The sequence below is a fragment of the Dyadobacter fanqingshengii genome, from assembly GCF_023822005.2.
In the GTDB taxonomy this organism is placed as follows: Bacteria; Bacteroidota; Bacteroidia; order Cytophagales; family Spirosomataceae; genus Dyadobacter; species Dyadobacter fanqingshengii.
This window is the reverse complement of sequence record NZ_CP098806.1, coordinates 3,875,218-3,890,571: the sequence shown is the minus strand read 5'-3', so window position 1 is coordinate 3,890,571 and position 15,354 is coordinate 3,875,218. Positions and strand designations below refer to the sequence as shown.

Below are 15,354 nucleotides of genomic sequence, written 5' to 3'. Positions count from 1 at the left end.
AAAGCCGGATGATCAATCAGGCCGCAGAAGGCTTAGCGAATCGGCTTTTCAGATATTGGAAAATCATCGGCAGAATTGATAACCCAATGATTCCGAAAATTACAAGTTCAAAGTTCTTTTTAACAATTTCCATATTCCCGAAGAAATAGCCAAGAAGTGTTAAAGAAGGCACCCAAAGGATCGCGCCAATTACACAGTACACAATGTATTTAGAGTAATTCATACTTCCTGCACCTGCAACAAAAGGCGCAACGGTACGAACGATCGGGATGAAACGAGCCATAATTACTGTGCTACCGCCATGTTTTTCGTAGAAAGCCTCTGTTTTTTCGAGATATTCTCTCTTCAAAAACAATATTCGCTCCCTTTTCTTAATTTCCCCTCCAAATTTTTTACCCATAAAATAATTGACATTGTCGCCCAAAAGAGCAGCAATGATCAGGATAAGGATGATCAGCCAAACATTCAGGCCAGTTCCTTCATTGGCAGCAATGGCACCCGCAGCAAATAAAAGCGAGTCGCCCGGGAGCAGTGGCATAATAACAAGACCGGTTTCTGTGAAAACAATCAGGAACAGGATCACGTAAGTCAATGTGCCGTATTGCTCAACGATATTGAACAAATGCTTGTCGAGATGAAGGAAAAAATCGACGAATTGCGTTAAAAATTCCATAGCAAAGTTTTTTGTGAACTAAATATTTTGAAAGGCCCTGAAACTACTTGGAATCTATTTTCCACTTCTGTTTGGTTTTCGCATTCAGGAAGTGATTGAATGTATCGCCGCGCAATCCGAGACGGATCGTCTCAAGAGGGATAAGCTCGCTTGGAGCAATGTTTCCCAAATTTACGTTAGCTCCTAAAAGCTTAACGAACCAGACCTGCTGCGATTTTTGGGGCGCTTCCCAAAGCATATCTTCGAACGCGATCTCGGTCAGGATTTCTTCGACCAAACCCTGGCGAACTTCTCCGCTGGCCCGAAACAGACCAACATTTCCCGATTCACGGGCTTCACCAATCACTTTCCAGGCACCCGCCTGCAATTCCGATTTGATCAGCTGGATCCATTTATAAGGTGGAATGATCTTATTTTCATCCTTGGAGCCCACTTCCGAAAGAACGGTAACCTGCTGGGCCAGCGTGCGAATGTATTCACATTTCACGTCCTGGTTCATTTCGATCGAACCATCCGAAACTTCCGCAAATTTGAGATCATACTTGTCAAGTAACTTCCGGTAATCCTCAAACTGGTTTCTTACCACAAAAGCTTCAAAAAGCGTCCCGCCGAAATACACCGGAATGTTCGCATTTTTGTAAACAGCAAGTTTTTCATTGAGATTCGGGCTTACGAAAGAGGTTGCCCAGCCCAGTTTTACGATATCAATATAAGGAGATGCAATGGAAAGCATATCTTCCGTTTCCCTGACACTGAGGCCTTTATCCATTACCATGGTGATCCCTTTTTTTCGGGGTTTTTCAGAACGGGCAGGAACTTGCGATAACGTAAAATTCATATATGGGTATGCTTTTATCTCTGGCAAAAACTTCGGCAAAGGTAGCAATTACCTTTGATACGTCGCAATAAAATCCATATCATCGACTCTTTTAGATGTATCTTTCTACGATAATTACTATTTTTAGAATATGTCATTCCAAACTATCAACTAATAATTTTCGAATGGATCCACAAGCTAATCCGTCCTACTTACCGCCAAACAGCCGGATTGAATTATTGCTGCAATTAAAAGGGAAACATATGGTCGGTAACTTTTCCCCCGTCGCCAGTTGGCTAAATGGTCGACTCATCGATGTTTCCGAAGGAGCCATGGAGATCGAGTATGAGGTCCGTGAAGATATGTGTAACCCAATGGGCACCTTGCATGGCGGAATAGCGTCGACGATTTTGGATGACATTGTCGGAACAATGGTCTATGCGCTTGGGAGGGAGTTTGCTTTCACTTCCGTAAACCTGAATTGTGATTTTCTTAATCCGGCATTGCCAGGGGAAGTGCTTACTGCCAAATCAAAAGTGATTCGGACGGGCAAGAACATTATCCATGTGGAAGGCCAGATTTATAAGGCGGACGGACGAATCGTGGCCAAATGCACGAGCAATATGATCCAGACAAGTTTTAAAATTCCAGCCCCGTCCGCCGACTAATGTAGGCACGGCATATCTTTGTGTTATGGAAAAGCAATTTAATGATTTGCCCGGGCGACGCCAGGAACAGCTAATGGCCTTTGACAGGCTGTTGACCATCATGGACGAGCTTCGGGAACAATGTCCGTGGGACCGGAAGCAAACAATGGATACGCTCCGACATTTGACGATCGAAGAAACCTATGAACTGTCCGACGCGATTCTGGAAAATGACCTGCCTGAGATCAAAAAGGAGCTTGGCGATGTCTTGCTGCATATTGTTTTTTATGCCAAAATCGGTTCTGAGCAGGCAGATGATGCCGTTCGTTTCGATATTAAGGATGTGCTTAATGGAATCAGTGAAAAGCTGATCTCCCGTCATCCGCATATATATGGAGATTTTGTGGCGGAGGATGAAGAAGCCGTCAAGCAGAATTGGGAAAAACTGAAACTGAAAGAAGGCAATAAATCTGTTTTAGGAGGTGTGCCCGCGTCTTTGCCAGCGTTGGTTAAGGCCATGCGCATTCAGGAAAAGGCACGTGGCGTTGGTTTCGACTGGGATGAAAAGCAGCAGGTCTGGAATAAAGTTGAAGAAGAACTCCAAGAATTTAAAGAGAATTTTGATATTGAAAAACACGAAGTAATCGATCAGAAGGAGGCGGAAGGGGAATTTGGAGATCTGTTGTTTTCGTTGGTCAATTATTCAAGATTCGTCGACATTAACCCCGAAACGGCCTTGGAACGCACGAACAAGAAATTTATCAGACGTTTTCAATATCTTGAGGAAGCTTCGAATGCTGACGGTAAGGCCCTGTCGGACATGACGTTAACGGAAATGGATGCTTATTGGAATAAGGCAAAGACGTTGGGCGTGTAAAAAATATCTTTTATTTCAGTGACTATTTCTAAAAGTCTACGTCTAAACCTATGGTTGTTGTGAACCACCGGATTCTTTTCGATATTGATCAGGATTTTGTGAAGACGGCAACTTTTAGTTTAGTATTCACCAAATAAAGTCACTAAAATGTTTTTGGAAGAACGAGTTGAACAATTAGAGCATTTAGCTGTGGATCAAGGCAAGCAAATTGAAATCATCGCAAACGGACTTGGAGCGCTCACTACGGAAGTAAAGGACGGCTTCGCTTACACGAAGAAGAAATTTGCTGAGCATGAACAGCGTTTCGACAGACTGGACTCAAAAGTCGACAATCTTGGTTCAAATGTTGCTCAGCTTGATTCAAAAGTGGATCGGCTGGATATTCGCATTGGACGAGTTGAAATAAGATTAGACAAACTTGAAACGAAAGTTGATAATCTTGAAAGGAAAATGGACCAACGCTTCGATGCAATGGGTCAACGCTTCGATGTCATGGATCAACGCTTCGATGCAATGGGCCAACAATTCCACGAGATGAAACAGCAAATCGGTGAGTTGGTCACCCATATCAAACGAGAATAATAACATTAATGTCTTCCCATCACATTGTCAAAGAAAAACAAGAACCGGCGCTGATTATTGCTAACGGAGAAGCTTGCAGTGAAGAACTTTTGGGACAACTTCTCGAATGGAGTCCATTGATCGTAGTCCTGGATCACGCGATTTATCGGGTGCTCGATCTGGGCATCAAAGTGGATGTGTGGATGGGCGACTTCGACCAGCAGCATGATTTTGACGCAATATCCGAAAGGCAAGATCCGATTGAGATTATTAGCACGCCGGATCAGGAAAAGACTGACCTAGAAAAGGCAATTGATTTTCTGATAGAAAGAGGTTTTCCAGCTGCTAACATTGTATGGGCAACAGGCCGTCGGGCCGATCATGCGATCACAAACATTACTAACATGGTGCGTTACAAGGATCGTATCAGACTGGTCATGTTCGATGATTATTCTAAGATATTTCCCTTGTCCGGCACATTTGAAAAATGGTATGTGGCAGGGACACCTATCTCACTGATTCCGATTGGGGTGGTCGAAGGCATTGAAACCAGTGGGTTAAAATACAATTTGTATGACGAAACCCTGACTCTGGGCCATCGCACCGGGAACAGCAACGAGGCTGAGGTGGATGGAATGGTCAGGGTTTCGGCTAAAAAAGGAGATCTTTTGATTATGGAATGCTGGGATCTACATTGATGCCTGCTTTGTTTCTTTTGATTCTACATAAAAATTCTTATCAACAGTTAACGTCTTGATGCCCTTTGTTTTCAGGCTTTGCCAGCTGGCTGTCGGGTAAAGAAATTCGTCGTTGTCTCCTATTTTCACTTTGACGGGCATATCAAATCCTTCCACAACATTCGCCCAGCGATATTGAAGGCCTTTGTTGCCAAATGAATACTCAAAAACCGGAATGCGCACATCGCGTAAATATTGATCGAAAACTTTTGTAATGTTCCTTCCCGCATGGTCACTCACATAAGCTTCAATTTGTGATCCGTCAACAGTCTGGTGATAAAAAGTCTTGTTCAGGCCGCGAAGGATTTCTCTCCACTTTTCGTCGTCATTAACGACCTGACGGATTGTATGGAGCATATTGCCGCCTTTGTAATACATATCCCTGGAACCTTCCTGATTCACACCGTGAGTGCCAATAATCGGACTGTCATTAGCAATCAAAGCCCGCGTTCCAACCACATAGTCAGAGCCAGCCTCTTTGCCAAAATAAAATTCAGTGTACAGATTTTCTGAATAATTGGTAAAACCTTCATGCACCCACATATCCGCCACATCTTTATAAGTAATGTTGTTGGCGAACCATTCGTGGCCACTTTCGTGAATAATGATAAAATCCCACTTCAAACCCCAGCCCGTGTTGGACAGATCTTTACCCAGATAACCCATTTTATAACCATTCCCATAAGTTACCGAGCTCTGATGCTCCATGCCCAGATATGGCACTTCAACCAGTTTGTAACCGTCTTCATAAAAAGGATAGGGCCCAAACCAATGTTCAAAAGCTTTCAGCATTTGCGGTGCCTGCTTGAACTGCTCTTTTGCTTTTTCGAGGTTTTGCGGCAGCACGTAGTAACTCAATGCCAAATTCCCTTTTTCACCCTTGTAGGTTTCCTTCCAACTCACATAATTGGCAACATTCATATTTACCCCGTAATTATTGATCGGGTTTTGAACCGCCCAATTGAATGTATGCGTGTTATCATCATTTTCGATTACCGACCGCAGGTTACCGTTTGAAACATCCATCATGTTTTTCGGAACGGTAATGCTGATGAGCATGCTGTCTGGCTCGTCATACATATGATCCTTGCAAGGCCACCAAACGCTGGATCCCAAACCCTGGCAAGATGTGGAAATGATCGTGTTTCCCTTTCCATCCGGCACCCATTGCACACCCCCGTCCCACGGCGGCCGCTTTGCCAATCTTGGCTTACCCGAATAAAAGACTTCGATTGCTTCCGTTTTTCCCGCTTCTTGTTTTTTTGTTAATGCTATAAAAAATGCATTGCCATCCCGCTTGTAAGTGAGCGACTCGCCCTCCTGCGTGACCTTTGTAATTTGAAGCGGTTCCTGCAAATCGATCTGTATGGTTTGCTGTGGTTTAAGAACCTTATAAACAACTTTTGTCGATCCGGTTAGCGTGCTATCCTGGGCATTGGGGCGCACATTTAAATGATAATAAGTCAAATCCCACCACGCGCGCTCCGGCGTTATGGAGCCTCTTAGCGTGTCGGCGTGAGTGAATTTAGGTTTTTGTGCCCACGTTGCGCATGAGGCCAAGAGCAAAAGGCAAACGAATGTTTTCCGCATTTAAAATGTATTTTCGTAATGAGGTTATTTCAAACTCTATTTATCCAGAATTTCCATATCATTTAGCTCAGGGCCGCCGCCTCTGTTGGCCGATCCGGCAGCAATGTATATCTTCTTATTTAACGAAACTGCCTGCGTTCCGTGACGTCCCTGATGCAATGAAGGCAGTTTTTCCCATTTTTGTGTCTGGGTATTAAAGGCTTCGACTTCATTGTGCGCTTCTACATGCGCGTCGCTTTCTCCACCAATGATCAGGATTTTGTTGCCATAAGCCACCGTTGTGTTGCCAGCGCGTAATGTTGGAAGATTGTTGGCAGCGTCCAGCGTCGACCATTTGCCTGTTTTGAAATCATAAACATCCACTTCCTTGATAACCGTGTTCAAAACCTGATTAATTCTCGCAGTCGACAAGCGGCCGCCGGCCACGTATAATTTGTTGTTTAAAACAGCAACCTGAACGTGATCCCTCGGTCTTGGCGCGTCCGGGAGTGTTTTCCAGGTATTTGTAGCCGGGTCAAATTCATCGAACCAGGTAACTTGTCCGTCCCAATGTCCGTCCTGAATACCGCACACCAGATATATTTTATCATTCAAAACGAATGCACCTGCCGCACCACGCAAACGGTTTTCCGGAATGGCATCGCCTTTGCGCCACTCGTTTTTGATCGGATTAAAAATGTAGATGTTAGGAATTGGTGTTTCGTGGGGGTAACCGCCTGTAAATGCGCCTAAAACGTAAATTTCGTTCTTGTAAGTAATTGCCTGGAAGTGGCTCATTTCCAGCGGGGTTTCTTTCAGATGCGACCACGTGTCTTTCTTAAAATCATATTCGTCAACGGGTTTTACGCCGCGACCGCCCAGAAGATAGAGCTTTCCATTTGCCGTCGCCATTGCATTTTCGTGCCGCTTTTCAGGAAGATTTTCCGGTTCTGAAACTTCCCAGATTTGCGCATTAGCATACAAAACCAGGAAGTTAAGGGCAATCAGAAATATAGAGGTTTTTAGATTTGCATTCATTTTTTTACGTTTGATGTGGGTTAGGGAAGTATTTTTTGAGCAAATACAGGCCAAAAATATGCATTAAGGTACAAACATATTTTATAAAACAGAAAGACCAGCGCTATGCCGGTCTTTCTGTCAATTTCTGCAAATAAAGGGTTAATTTTTGCTGCTTATTTCAAGCGCAGGACTTTCAAAGCCCAGTTTTTTGAGCCCGGTTTGCACATCAGGATCTTTCATAAACAACTTCCAGATTAGTCCTGTTCTGTAATTTTCAATCATTACAATGATCGGTCCCTGATCTATTGCGAGATGCGATTTGGCATACCAGTTCTGGCTTTCATTAAACGCGTCCGTAAATCCATATTCACTCCAAATTTTGTCACCCAAATTCTCATAGAAATACCGCAGCGCTTTCATGGACTGTTCCGGTGTGTAGGGAAATGAAGAAAGGGCCGCAGTTGGCGTTATAGTGCCAAAATCGTTCGTCGGGGAATGTGCGTTATAGCCGTTGTACGTGTCGCTGGCCGTCAATCCCCAACTATCTTCTCCATAACCTTTGAATTTGCCGGGGTTAGCAACGCAATGTTTGTAATTGATGAGTGAATGATTCACATTCTGCTCCCAGTAATCGGCATACTGATCTTTCAATTTTCTTGGATCCAAGCCCAGGAACGAATAATGTGCGAAAAAAAGCGGCCCGCCAAACTCAAAACCCAACGGAAGCTTCACACCATAATATTCCTTGCCATTCTTGAAATGATCACTTTGTGCCCAGCATTTATTGTAAACTTGCGCTGTAATTGGGTAGCGCGGCGAAGAAGCGGCCATGATGTAGGTGATCAATGTTTCGTTATAGCCTCTCAGCTCAAAATTCATCGCCCAGCCGTTATTCGGGCTCCAATGCCAGTAAAGCTGGTTCGGATTTCCCCTTGTATACCAATCCCATTCAGCTTCACTCCAGATCCACTGAATGCGGTTTCTCAGGTCTCTTTCCACATTATTATCCCGGTCAAAATACTGCCGGGCGGCCAACATTCCCTGAAAAAGAAAAGAGCTTTCCACCAAGTCCCCGCCATCGTCTTTGCGCCCGAACGGAACGATTTTGCCGGTTGCGCCATTGAGCCAATGTGGAAAAATGCCGTGGTAATGATCAGCTTTCGATAAAAATTTCATCATTTTTAAAAGCCGGGCTGCAACGGAATCTCTTGGCTGCCAGCCTCTTTCGGCCGCCACGATCATGGCCATAATGCCAAAACCCGTGCCGCCCGTGGTGACAACTTCGTCGCCGTAATCGTATGCAATGTTGCTTCGCTCGCGTGACATGCCGCTAACAGGATGCCCGAATTCCCAGAAATAACGGAATGTTTGCTTTTGGACCAATTCCAGTAATGCTGTGTCCGAGAGGTTTTTGGGTCTGTCTGCCGGATTGAAAACGGCTGGTTTGCTGACGGCGATTTTCTTTTTTTGCGCAAAACCGTCGTTAACATGAGAGATTAAGAAAAACAGGCAGGTAAGGCAAAAGTAGGATATCTTCATGATTTCGTTGATTAAGTAACTGCTTCTTAATTGAGGTTAGGACTGCTAAACCCCAGTTTTTTCATCCCAGATTTAATTTCCGGCGCACTCATAAAAAGCTTCCACGGAAGGCCACTCCGATGATTTTCGATCATAATGATAATAGGCCCCTGATCAATCGCAAGATAGGAGTCGGCAACCCATTGTTCCTGAATGGAAAACGAATCGTAAAAGCCATATTCACCCCAAAGCTGATCGCCGAGTTTGTAGTAAAAGTATTTCAATGCTTGCATCGACTCGTCTGGCGTGTAGGGGAATGACGAAAGTGCAGCGGTAGGCGCAATGACGCTTTTATCATTGGTTGGGGAATTGGCATTATAACCATTTGGAATGTCGCAAGCCGTTAATCCCCAGCAGCGATCGCTGTATCCATAATTCTTAGGATCGGCTTTACAGTAATTGAAGTTAATCAGGGCATGCGCCTTGTTTTGGGTAAAATAATTGGTGTATTGATCTGTAAGCCCGGTAGGGTTTAAGCCCAAAAAAGAATATTGTGAAAAGAAAAGCGGGCCTCCGGACGGTTCGCCTAACGGCAGCGTAAGCCCGTAATAGGAGCTTCCGTTCACAAAACTGCCATCACTCGTCCAGCCTTTGTCGTAAACTATTTTAGGAATGGAATGTGTTGGCGACGAGGCTGCGAGCGCGTAAGTGATGAGGCATTCGTTCCAGCCTTTGACCGGATGGTTCATTTCCCAGTTATAGTCCGGGCTCCAATGCCAGTAAAGCACATTTTCGGAGCCTTTTCTAAACCAATCCCACTCAACACCTTCCCAAATAATATTAATGTCCTTTCTTAATGTTGTTTCGGCAGGGTTTGTGGCGGAAAAATACTGCCGGGCTGTTAGCAAGCCCTGAACCAAATATGCCGTTTCAACCAAATCAGCCCCATTGTCTTTTTGACTGAAAGGCATGGCAACGCCGGTTGCACCATTGAGCCAATGCGGAAAAGCGCCATGAAATTTTTGCGATTTGTCTTTCAAAAATGTTACCATTTTCTGCATTCTTTCCAAACCCTGTTCTCGCGTGATGAATTTGCGTTCAATAGCAATCGGAATGGTCATAATGCCAAAACCGCTTCCGCCGGAGGTTACCACATCGCCCGATGAATTCCGCTCCCGCGCCAGCCCGCTTACCGGATGTGCAAAATCCCAGAAATACCTGAATGTTTGTTTTTGGACGAGGGTAAGGAGCTCATCGTCAGATATAATCGGAAATTTGTCTGTTGAGTCGACCGTTTCAGGCTCCGTTACCGAGCCGGAATTCTTTTTATCGCAACCGGACAAAAAAAGTATAAGCAATAAAAGCCCGTGCTTAATGAAGCCTCTCGTCATGACAAAATGGGTTGAAATACATAAAAACGGGAGGGAAGTTTGTAAGCTTCTCTCCCGCCCACATTACATTTTCTTGGTAAAAATTTCCGCTACCTCAGCGTCTGTGAGCGCTTTGGTATAAACACGGAACTGATCGAGCTTGCCGGTATAATGCAACATCCATGCGTCCGCAGGTGCTTTTATGCCAATGTGCTGTTGAAATCCGCCAAGGACAAATTTAGATGCATTGGTCATTTTCAATGGGCCAAATGGTGCTTTGTCCTTCATAATGTTAGTCACCGACTCGGCAAGTGCCAGTTTCTTTCCATCCACATAAGCGGCGAATTTGGAAGTTGTGCCATCATATGTATACGCAACGTGCTTCCATTTTCCGTAAGCATTAGGCCATTTGTTTAAACCATTGGCATTCTTCGTCCCGTCAAAAGTGATCCAGTTTCCTGCGAAATTGAATTTGACAAGCATGGAGTCACTTTTGGTGTTATTTCCCTCAATAATCATGAAGGTGTTGCCCCAGAAGTCGTCTGTGTTCGGCAGCATAAACACACTTTGCGCTCCGCCATCATGTTTTTCCGTATTCATCCAAAATGCGATGGTGAAACTTTCCATGGTAGCTAGCTTGCCGGCAGAAGCATATTCGATTTGTCCGGTTGGCGAACCTTGATAGGCTTTTCCGCTTATTCCGTCCACATAAGATACGCCGGTTGCTACTCCGCGACTACCCCAGATGCTGTCGGTAGCGACGCCTTCAAAAGCCCAGAGACGTTGTAATGGTCCGTTGAAGGACGGGTCATCGTCAGACACCAGGACCAGTTCGGGTCTGTCAAAATTTTGGCACGAAAAAATCGAGATGGCTAAACCGATGATCCATAGCCGGGATGTTATATTTTTCATTTCAATGCGATTAATGTTGATCAAAAAAATGCGGTTACCTGACTATCAATATTCCGGATTTTGCACCAGCACACCGCCGGATTTGTCTATTTCAGGACGTGGGATCGGCAGATAGCGGTTGCGGTTTTGGTAAAGATTTTTTCCCGCAGCGCGCAACACATCTGCTGCAATTCCCCAGCGAACAATGTCGAAAAACCGTTCGTTTTCCATTCCCAGCTCCACGCGTCTTTCTTTACGGATCGCCTCTCTCAGCTGCGCTTGATTTCTGGTAACAATTTTTGGCAAAACAGCCGCATTGGTGCCTCGTGCCCGGCCGCGTACCATTTCAAGCCATGCAAGTGCATCGGTGATATTCTGTTCGCCACCTACTTCATTGGCAGCCTCAGCGGCCATTAATAACACATCGGCATAGCGGATGATGCGCACATTCATCCATTGTCCGAAACGGCTTGCTGTCGCTTCCCGGGTTGCCGGATTAGTGTATGCTTTTTTGTTCCAATAAGCTCTTGGAATGCTTGTCGACGCAGGCGGCACACTCTCGTTATAAGGCGTGTTCACCTGTCCTGAGTAAAGCAGCGTTGCATCTTTTCTTGGGTCACCTTTCTCAAAAGCGTCGGCCAGTGACTTATTCGGCGTATTCCAACCCCAGCCCAAATCCCAGGCTCCTGAGCCTCTCACGCCCTGGTGCATCGCATTTTCAATGCCCAGAGAAGTTTGTGTAATCGAATAGAATGCTTGTAACTCAAAAACAGATTCGGAATTGTTTTCGCCGGTTTCCCGGAAAATGCCTGCATAATCACTCACCAGCGAATATTTAGCCGATGAGATCACCTGTTTCGCGGCTGCCAATGCGGCGGGCCAGTTTTTACGCCACAAGTGCGTCTTGGCATGCAATGCATAAGCTGCACCGCTGGTAAGCCTGCCAATGTATTTGGCATCCCAGGAAACAGGAAGAAGGGTGGAAGCTTCTGTCAAATCGGTATCAATCAATGCAAATATTTCACCGACAGGAGATTTTGGAATGTTTGCCTGGGAAGATTCTATGACTTTAAAATCAATTTTTGGAATGTCGCCGTAAGTCCTGGCCAGATTGAAGTAGGCATATGCACGCATAAACTTCGCTTCTGCCTTATTAACCAATGTTCCCGCATCCGTTGCGCCCACCGAATCAATGTCGGCGATAACTGCATTAGCGGCAATGATTAATGCATAATGGTCAGACCAGTAGCTGTTTAGCAGCCATTCATCTTGTGTATACTGGAAATTATCGTAGAAACTTTCCTGTGCAACGCCGTCTGTGGTTGAGCTGCCTTTATCCGCATCGTCGGAGCGAAAATTGTGGATGGCCAGATAGGGCATGGAGGAAACACCAAAGCTTCGCATTTTGGCATACACACCAAAAACCTGACTGTCAAATGAACCTGCGGGAATGTCCTTTTCAACATATCTTCCCAGAGGCTCGCGATCCAGGAAGTCGCTGCAACCGGACAGAACCAGCAGGCTGAAAACCGTCAGGATGGAGAATTTATTTATTAATTTACTTTTCATATTCCAAAGAGATAAGATTTTAGAAATTCAGATTGATACCGAATGTGTAAATGACCGGGACAGGATATGTTCCATTGTCCACACCAAAAGCAGTTGTGTTACCTCCGATTTCCGGTGTAAATCCAGTGCTGTTTGTAAAGGTTTTCAAGTTTTGAGCATTTACATAAAGGCGTAAAGATTTCATGCGTAGACTTTTAAGCGTCTGCGACGTGAAATTGTACCCGAGCTGCACATTCCTGATCCGGAAGAAGCTTCCGTCCTCGATCCAGTAAGAGGAAGGCAAATAATTGTTAGCCCGTGAAGTGTTGAGAACAGGCTCCCAGTTAGAGGTGCCCGGCCCGTTCCAGCGGTCCAATCTTTCGGTTTGATAGTTGAACTGTGCGAATGTGCTGCGGTTCCACTGGCGGAAAATCTCGTTTCCAAAAACACCATTCAAATCAACGCCTACGTCAAAACCCTTGTATTTTGCTGAAACCGAGGCGCCGTAAGTGAAGTCCGGTGTCGGATTTCCAATCAATGTTCTGTCCGCCTCCGTGATAAATCCATCCTCATTCACATCCTTATATTTAATGTCGCCGGGTGAAACTTCACCGATCGAGCTTACAGGAGATTTGATGAATTCCGCCTCCGACTGGTAAATCCCGTCATGCACATAACCCCAGAAATAACCGATCGGGAAGCCTTCTGTCGTACGAGAAGCACCATTGATAATGTCATAACCTTTGGTAGAGAGCTTCTGAACTTTGTTATTGATCGTGGTAAAATTACCACTGATAGCGTAGGAGAAGTCGTCTGTCACATCCTGGTTCCAGGTTGCCGCAAATTCAAATCCATGGTTGCGAACCTCACCAAGATTGCTCAATCCCGGAATTGTACCGGCAATCCCAGGCACAAGCACCAGAATGTCCTTGGTCAGTTTGTTGTAGTAATTCGCCTCAACCGTCAACCGGTTCTTAAGCATATTGAATTCAACGCCTCCTTCATAGGCCAGCACCTTTTCCCAATGCAGGTTAGGGTCAGCAATGTATTCGTTTTGAAGGCCGGCAACGATATTTTCGCCAAAAACGCCTGAATTAGCAGCTGTAAGGGTTGGGTAAGCAGGATAGCGATATTTATCATCAATATTTTGGTTACCCAGAATACCATAAGATCCTTTAACCTTCAGATAATCGAAAACGCTCTGGTTTTTGAAAAAACCCTCTTCACTAACAACCCAGCCTAAACCCACCGCACCAAAATCCTGCCATCTGCCGCTGCCAAGGAAAGCCGAACTGCCGTCTCTGCGATAGGATGCATTGACAAGATATTTGCCTTGGTAATTGTAAAGGATACGTCCCAGGTAGGATAATGTTGCTGATTCCCAGGCTGATCCTGCGCCCGTTCTGGTTGCGGCATCTCCCACATTGTCTGTATACCAAAAACGGGGATCATTCGGGATCGGGAAACTGCTTCCTTGTCTTACTGTTGACGAGGTTTCTTCAAAACCTCTGTAATAAGTGGTTATACCACCTAAAACGGTCAGATCATGATCACCAAAAGCTTTTTTATAGGTCAGCAAATAGTCTTGCTGCAGTTTGGGGAAAATGTTTTGTTTCTGATTGACAACGGTTTGTCTGACAACCTCATCCGTCTTATCCTCACCAACGATCTCAGGATTATATGTATTTACAAGAGGCTGGTAATTGCGAATGGTGTTAAATCCGAAATCCGCATATAATGATGCTCTGAAAGTGAAGTCTTTAAGAAATGTCAGTTCTCCGTAAATGCTTCCAACAGCCCGATATTCTCTTAAAATTTCAGTGCGCTTTTGCAGTTCTACGTCCACAAGCGGGTTATTCACCTGTGCGCGCTGAAAATCAGGCAATGTGTGATAAAGGCCGTACTGATCATTGAAAACCGGAGCAATAGGAGCAGCCAGAATGGCACCGCCCACATTTTTCTTTTTATCGCCAAAAGGTGTTGCCCGGTAACCGCTGAATGTCACCCCGAATTTCAGATTTTTGTTCACCTGAAGTTCGTCGTTAATGTTCAGTGTCAGTTTTCCGTATTTCTCGTGCTTGATTAATCCCTCTTCCTGCACAGTTCCTACACCCATATAGAAGCGGTTTTTCTCCGTTGCGCCCGAAATGCTGATGTTGTTATAATTCAGAAAGCCGCTCTGGAAAATCTGATCCTGCCAGTCTGTGTCGCCTGTCCAGTTGGTGTAGTTGTATGGCGCACTCGCCTGATTGGCAAGCTGTTCGTTATAGAGCTCTTTGAACTGGGCCGCATTGGTCATGCTGATGCGATCCGAAACCTGCTTGATACCCACGGATGAATTGAAATTCACATTCAACTGACCTGACTTTGCTTTCTTGGTAGTTACGGCAATGGCACCATTAGCGCCTCTTACCCCGAAAATGGCCAGTGAAGAAGGATCTTTCAAAACCTCAATCGACTCGATATCGGCGGGGTTAATGAAGTTGATGTTATCATTCAAAATCCCGTCGACAATGTAAACAGGCTTGACACCATTAATAGAGTTGGTTCCCCGGATACGCACGTCTGGTTCTTCACCCGGGCGGCCTGAGTTTACAACAGATAAACCTGCCACTTTTCCTTGCAATGATGTAATGGGGTTAGCAGAAGGCTTATCCGCGATTTCGGCACCTTTAATGGTTACAATGGAACCGGTAAGGTCTCTTTTGCTGGCCGTACCATATCCAATCACAACAACTTCACCGAGTGCTTTCGCATCTTCCACCAAAGCCACATTAATGGCCGTCTGTGTGCCAACCGGTACTTCCTGCGCGGTCATACCAATCATCGAAAATACCAGAACGGCTTGTGGCGATGGCACTTTGATCGTGTAATTTCCTTCCGCATCGGTCGGAACTCCTGTGGTTGTTCCTTTTATGAGCACGCTGGCCCCGGGAAGTATCGAGCCGTCAGAACCTGAGGTGACTTTTCCTGACACACTAATTTCCTGTCCATAGCTAATGAAGCTAGCAGACAGGAAAACGAACATGTACAGTAATCGTACAATAGTTTTCATTAGGTTATAATTTGGTTGATTGAATTATTATAAGATTTAATTGTCTTCAAATTTAAGTTCCAAGACAACCA

The 15,354-nt window shown here is 45.1% G+C and carries 13 protein-coding genes; 4 read left to right on the top strand and 9 right to left on the bottom strand.

Features of this window, described 5'->3' with window-relative positions; genetic code table 11:
* Positions 1-16: 16 nt before the first annotated feature.
* On the bottom strand, positions 17-673 hold the full coding sequence (locus tag NFI81_RS16100) for a DedA family protein (RefSeq protein ID WP_234611424.1): 657 nt from the start codon (positions 671-673) through the stop codon (positions 17-19).
* Positions 674-716: 43 nt separating this feature from the next.
* Complete coding sequence (locus tag NFI81_RS16095) at positions 717-1,511, bottom strand: phosphosulfolactate synthase (RefSeq protein WP_234611425.1); 795 nt, start codon at positions 1,509-1,511, stop codon at positions 717-719.
* Positions 1,512-1,675: 164 nt separating this feature from the next.
* On the opposite strand from NFI81_RS16095, the gene NFI81_RS16090 reads away from it, so the two are divergent.
* The 4 genes from NFI81_RS16090 to NFI81_RS16075 all read left to right on the top strand — a co-directional run bounded on the left by NFI81_RS16090 (position 1,676) and on the right by NFI81_RS16075 (position 4,273).
* A complete protein-coding gene (locus tag NFI81_RS16090) occupies positions 1,676-2,158 on the top strand; it encodes a PaaI family thioesterase (protein ID WP_234611426.1) in 483 nt (160 codons plus the stop codon).
* Between the two features lie 25 nt (positions 2,159-2,183).
* Positions 2,184-3,014, top strand: coding sequence for a nucleoside triphosphate pyrophosphohydrolase (mazG, locus tag NFI81_RS16085; protein WP_234611427.1), 831 nt, complete (start codon positions 2,184-2,186; stop codon positions 3,012-3,014).
* 147 nt (positions 3,015-3,161) lie between these two features.
* Positions 3,162-3,596, top strand: coding sequence for a hypothetical protein (locus NFI81_RS16080; RefSeq protein WP_234611428.1), 435 nt, complete (start codon positions 3,162-3,164; stop codon positions 3,594-3,596).
* Between the two features lie 8 nt (positions 3,597-3,604).
* Positions 3,605-4,273, top strand: a complete 669-nt coding sequence (locus tag NFI81_RS16075) for a thiamine diphosphokinase (protein WP_234611429.1) — start codon at positions 3,605-3,607, stop codon at positions 4,271-4,273.
* Here the strand turns inward: NFI81_RS16075 and NFI81_RS16070 are convergent.
* The 7 genes from NFI81_RS16070 to NFI81_RS16040 all read right to left on the bottom strand — a co-directional run bounded on the left by NFI81_RS16070 (position 4,265) and on the right by NFI81_RS16040 (position 15,283).
* Positions 4,265-5,902 (bottom strand): M1 family metallopeptidase, encoded by a 1,638-nt coding sequence (locus NFI81_RS16070; RefSeq protein ID WP_234611430.1) that lies wholly within the window; start codon positions 5,900-5,902, stop codon positions 4,265-4,267. The two genes, NFI81_RS16075 and NFI81_RS16070, sit on opposite strands and share 9 nt — an antisense overlap.
* Positions 5,903-5,938: 36 nt before the next feature.
* Positions 5,939-6,919, bottom strand: a complete 981-nt coding sequence (locus tag NFI81_RS16065; protein WP_234611431.1) for a Kelch repeat-containing protein — start codon at positions 6,917-6,919, stop codon at positions 5,939-5,941.
* 141 nt (positions 6,920-7,060) lie between these two features.
* Positions 7,061-8,440, bottom strand: a complete 1,380-nt coding sequence (locus tag NFI81_RS16060) for a glucoamylase family protein (RefSeq protein ID WP_234611432.1) — start codon at positions 8,438-8,440, stop codon at positions 7,061-7,063.
* A 26-nt stretch (positions 8,441-8,466) separates the two neighbouring features.
* Entirely contained in the window at positions 8,467-9,810 is a 1,344-nt protein-coding gene (locus NFI81_RS16055) for a glucoamylase family protein (protein ID WP_310589223.1), read from the bottom strand.
* 63 nt (positions 9,811-9,873) lie between these two features.
* Positions 9,874-10,701 carry a LamG domain-containing protein gene (locus tag NFI81_RS16050; RefSeq protein WP_234611433.1) on the bottom strand — a complete coding sequence of 276 codons (828 nt, stop codon included), beginning with the start codon at positions 10,699-10,701 and terminating at the stop codon, positions 9,874-9,876.
* 45 nt (positions 10,702-10,746) lie between these two features.
* Positions 10,747-12,249: a RagB/SusD family nutrient uptake outer membrane protein gene (locus NFI81_RS16045; protein ID WP_234611434.1), complete on the bottom strand. Its 1,503-nt coding sequence runs from the start codon at positions 12,247-12,249 to the stop codon at positions 10,747-10,749.
* Between the two features lie 19 nt (positions 12,250-12,268).
* The gene (locus NFI81_RS16040; RefSeq protein ID WP_234611435.1) at positions 12,269-15,283 is read right to left on the bottom strand and encodes a SusC/RagA family TonB-linked outer membrane protein; all 3,015 of its coding nucleotides are present in this window, start codon (positions 15,281-15,283) and stop codon (positions 12,269-12,271) included.
* Between the last annotated feature and the right edge of the window lie 71 nt (positions 15,284-15,354).

Coding starts and splice junctions, on each gene's coding strand:
- NFI81_RS16100 (WP_234611424.1), bottom strand. CDS start 673: ATGGAATTTTTAACGCAATTCGTCGATTTTTTCCTTCATCTCGACAAG.
- NFI81_RS16075 (WP_234611429.1), top strand. CDS start 3,605: ATGTCTTCCCATCACATTGTCAAAGAAAAACAAGAACCGGCGCTGATT.
- NFI81_RS16060 (WP_234611432.1), bottom strand. CDS start 8,440: ATGAAGATATCCTACTTTTGCCTTACCTGCCTGTTTTTCTTAATCTCT.
- NFI81_RS16070 (WP_234611430.1), bottom strand. CDS start 5,902: ATGCGGAAAACATTCGTTTGCCTTTTGCTCTTGGCCTCATGCGCAACG.
- NFI81_RS16080 (WP_234611428.1), top strand. CDS start 3,162: ATGTTTTTGGAAGAACGAGTTGAACAATTAGAGCATTTAGCTGTGGAT.
- mazG (WP_234611427.1), top strand. CDS start 2,184: ATGGAAAAGCAATTTAATGATTTGCCCGGGCGACGCCAGGAACAGCTA.
- NFI81_RS16040 (WP_234611435.1), bottom strand. CDS start 15,283: ATGAAAACTATTGTACGATTACTGTACATGTTCGTTTTCCTGTCTGCT.
- NFI81_RS16055 (WP_310589223.1), bottom strand. CDS start 9,810: ATGACGAGAGGCTTCATTAAGCACGGGCTTTTATTGCTTATACTTTTT.
- NFI81_RS16050 (WP_234611433.1), bottom strand. CDS start 10,701: ATGAAAAATATAACATCCCGGCTATGGATCATCGGTTTAGCCATCTCG.
- NFI81_RS16095 (WP_234611425.1), bottom strand. CDS start 1,511: ATGAATTTTACGTTATCGCAAGTTCCTGCCCGTTCTGAAAAACCCCGA.
- NFI81_RS16045 (WP_234611434.1), bottom strand. CDS start 12,249: ATGAAAAGTAAATTAATAAATAAATTCTCCATCCTGACGGTTTTCAGC.
- NFI81_RS16065 (WP_234611431.1), bottom strand. CDS start 6,919: ATGAATGCAAATCTAAAAACCTCTATATTTCTGATTGCCCTTAACTTC.
- NFI81_RS16090 (WP_234611426.1), top strand. CDS start 1,676: ATGGATCCACAAGCTAATCCGTCCTACTTACCGCCAAACAGCCGGATT.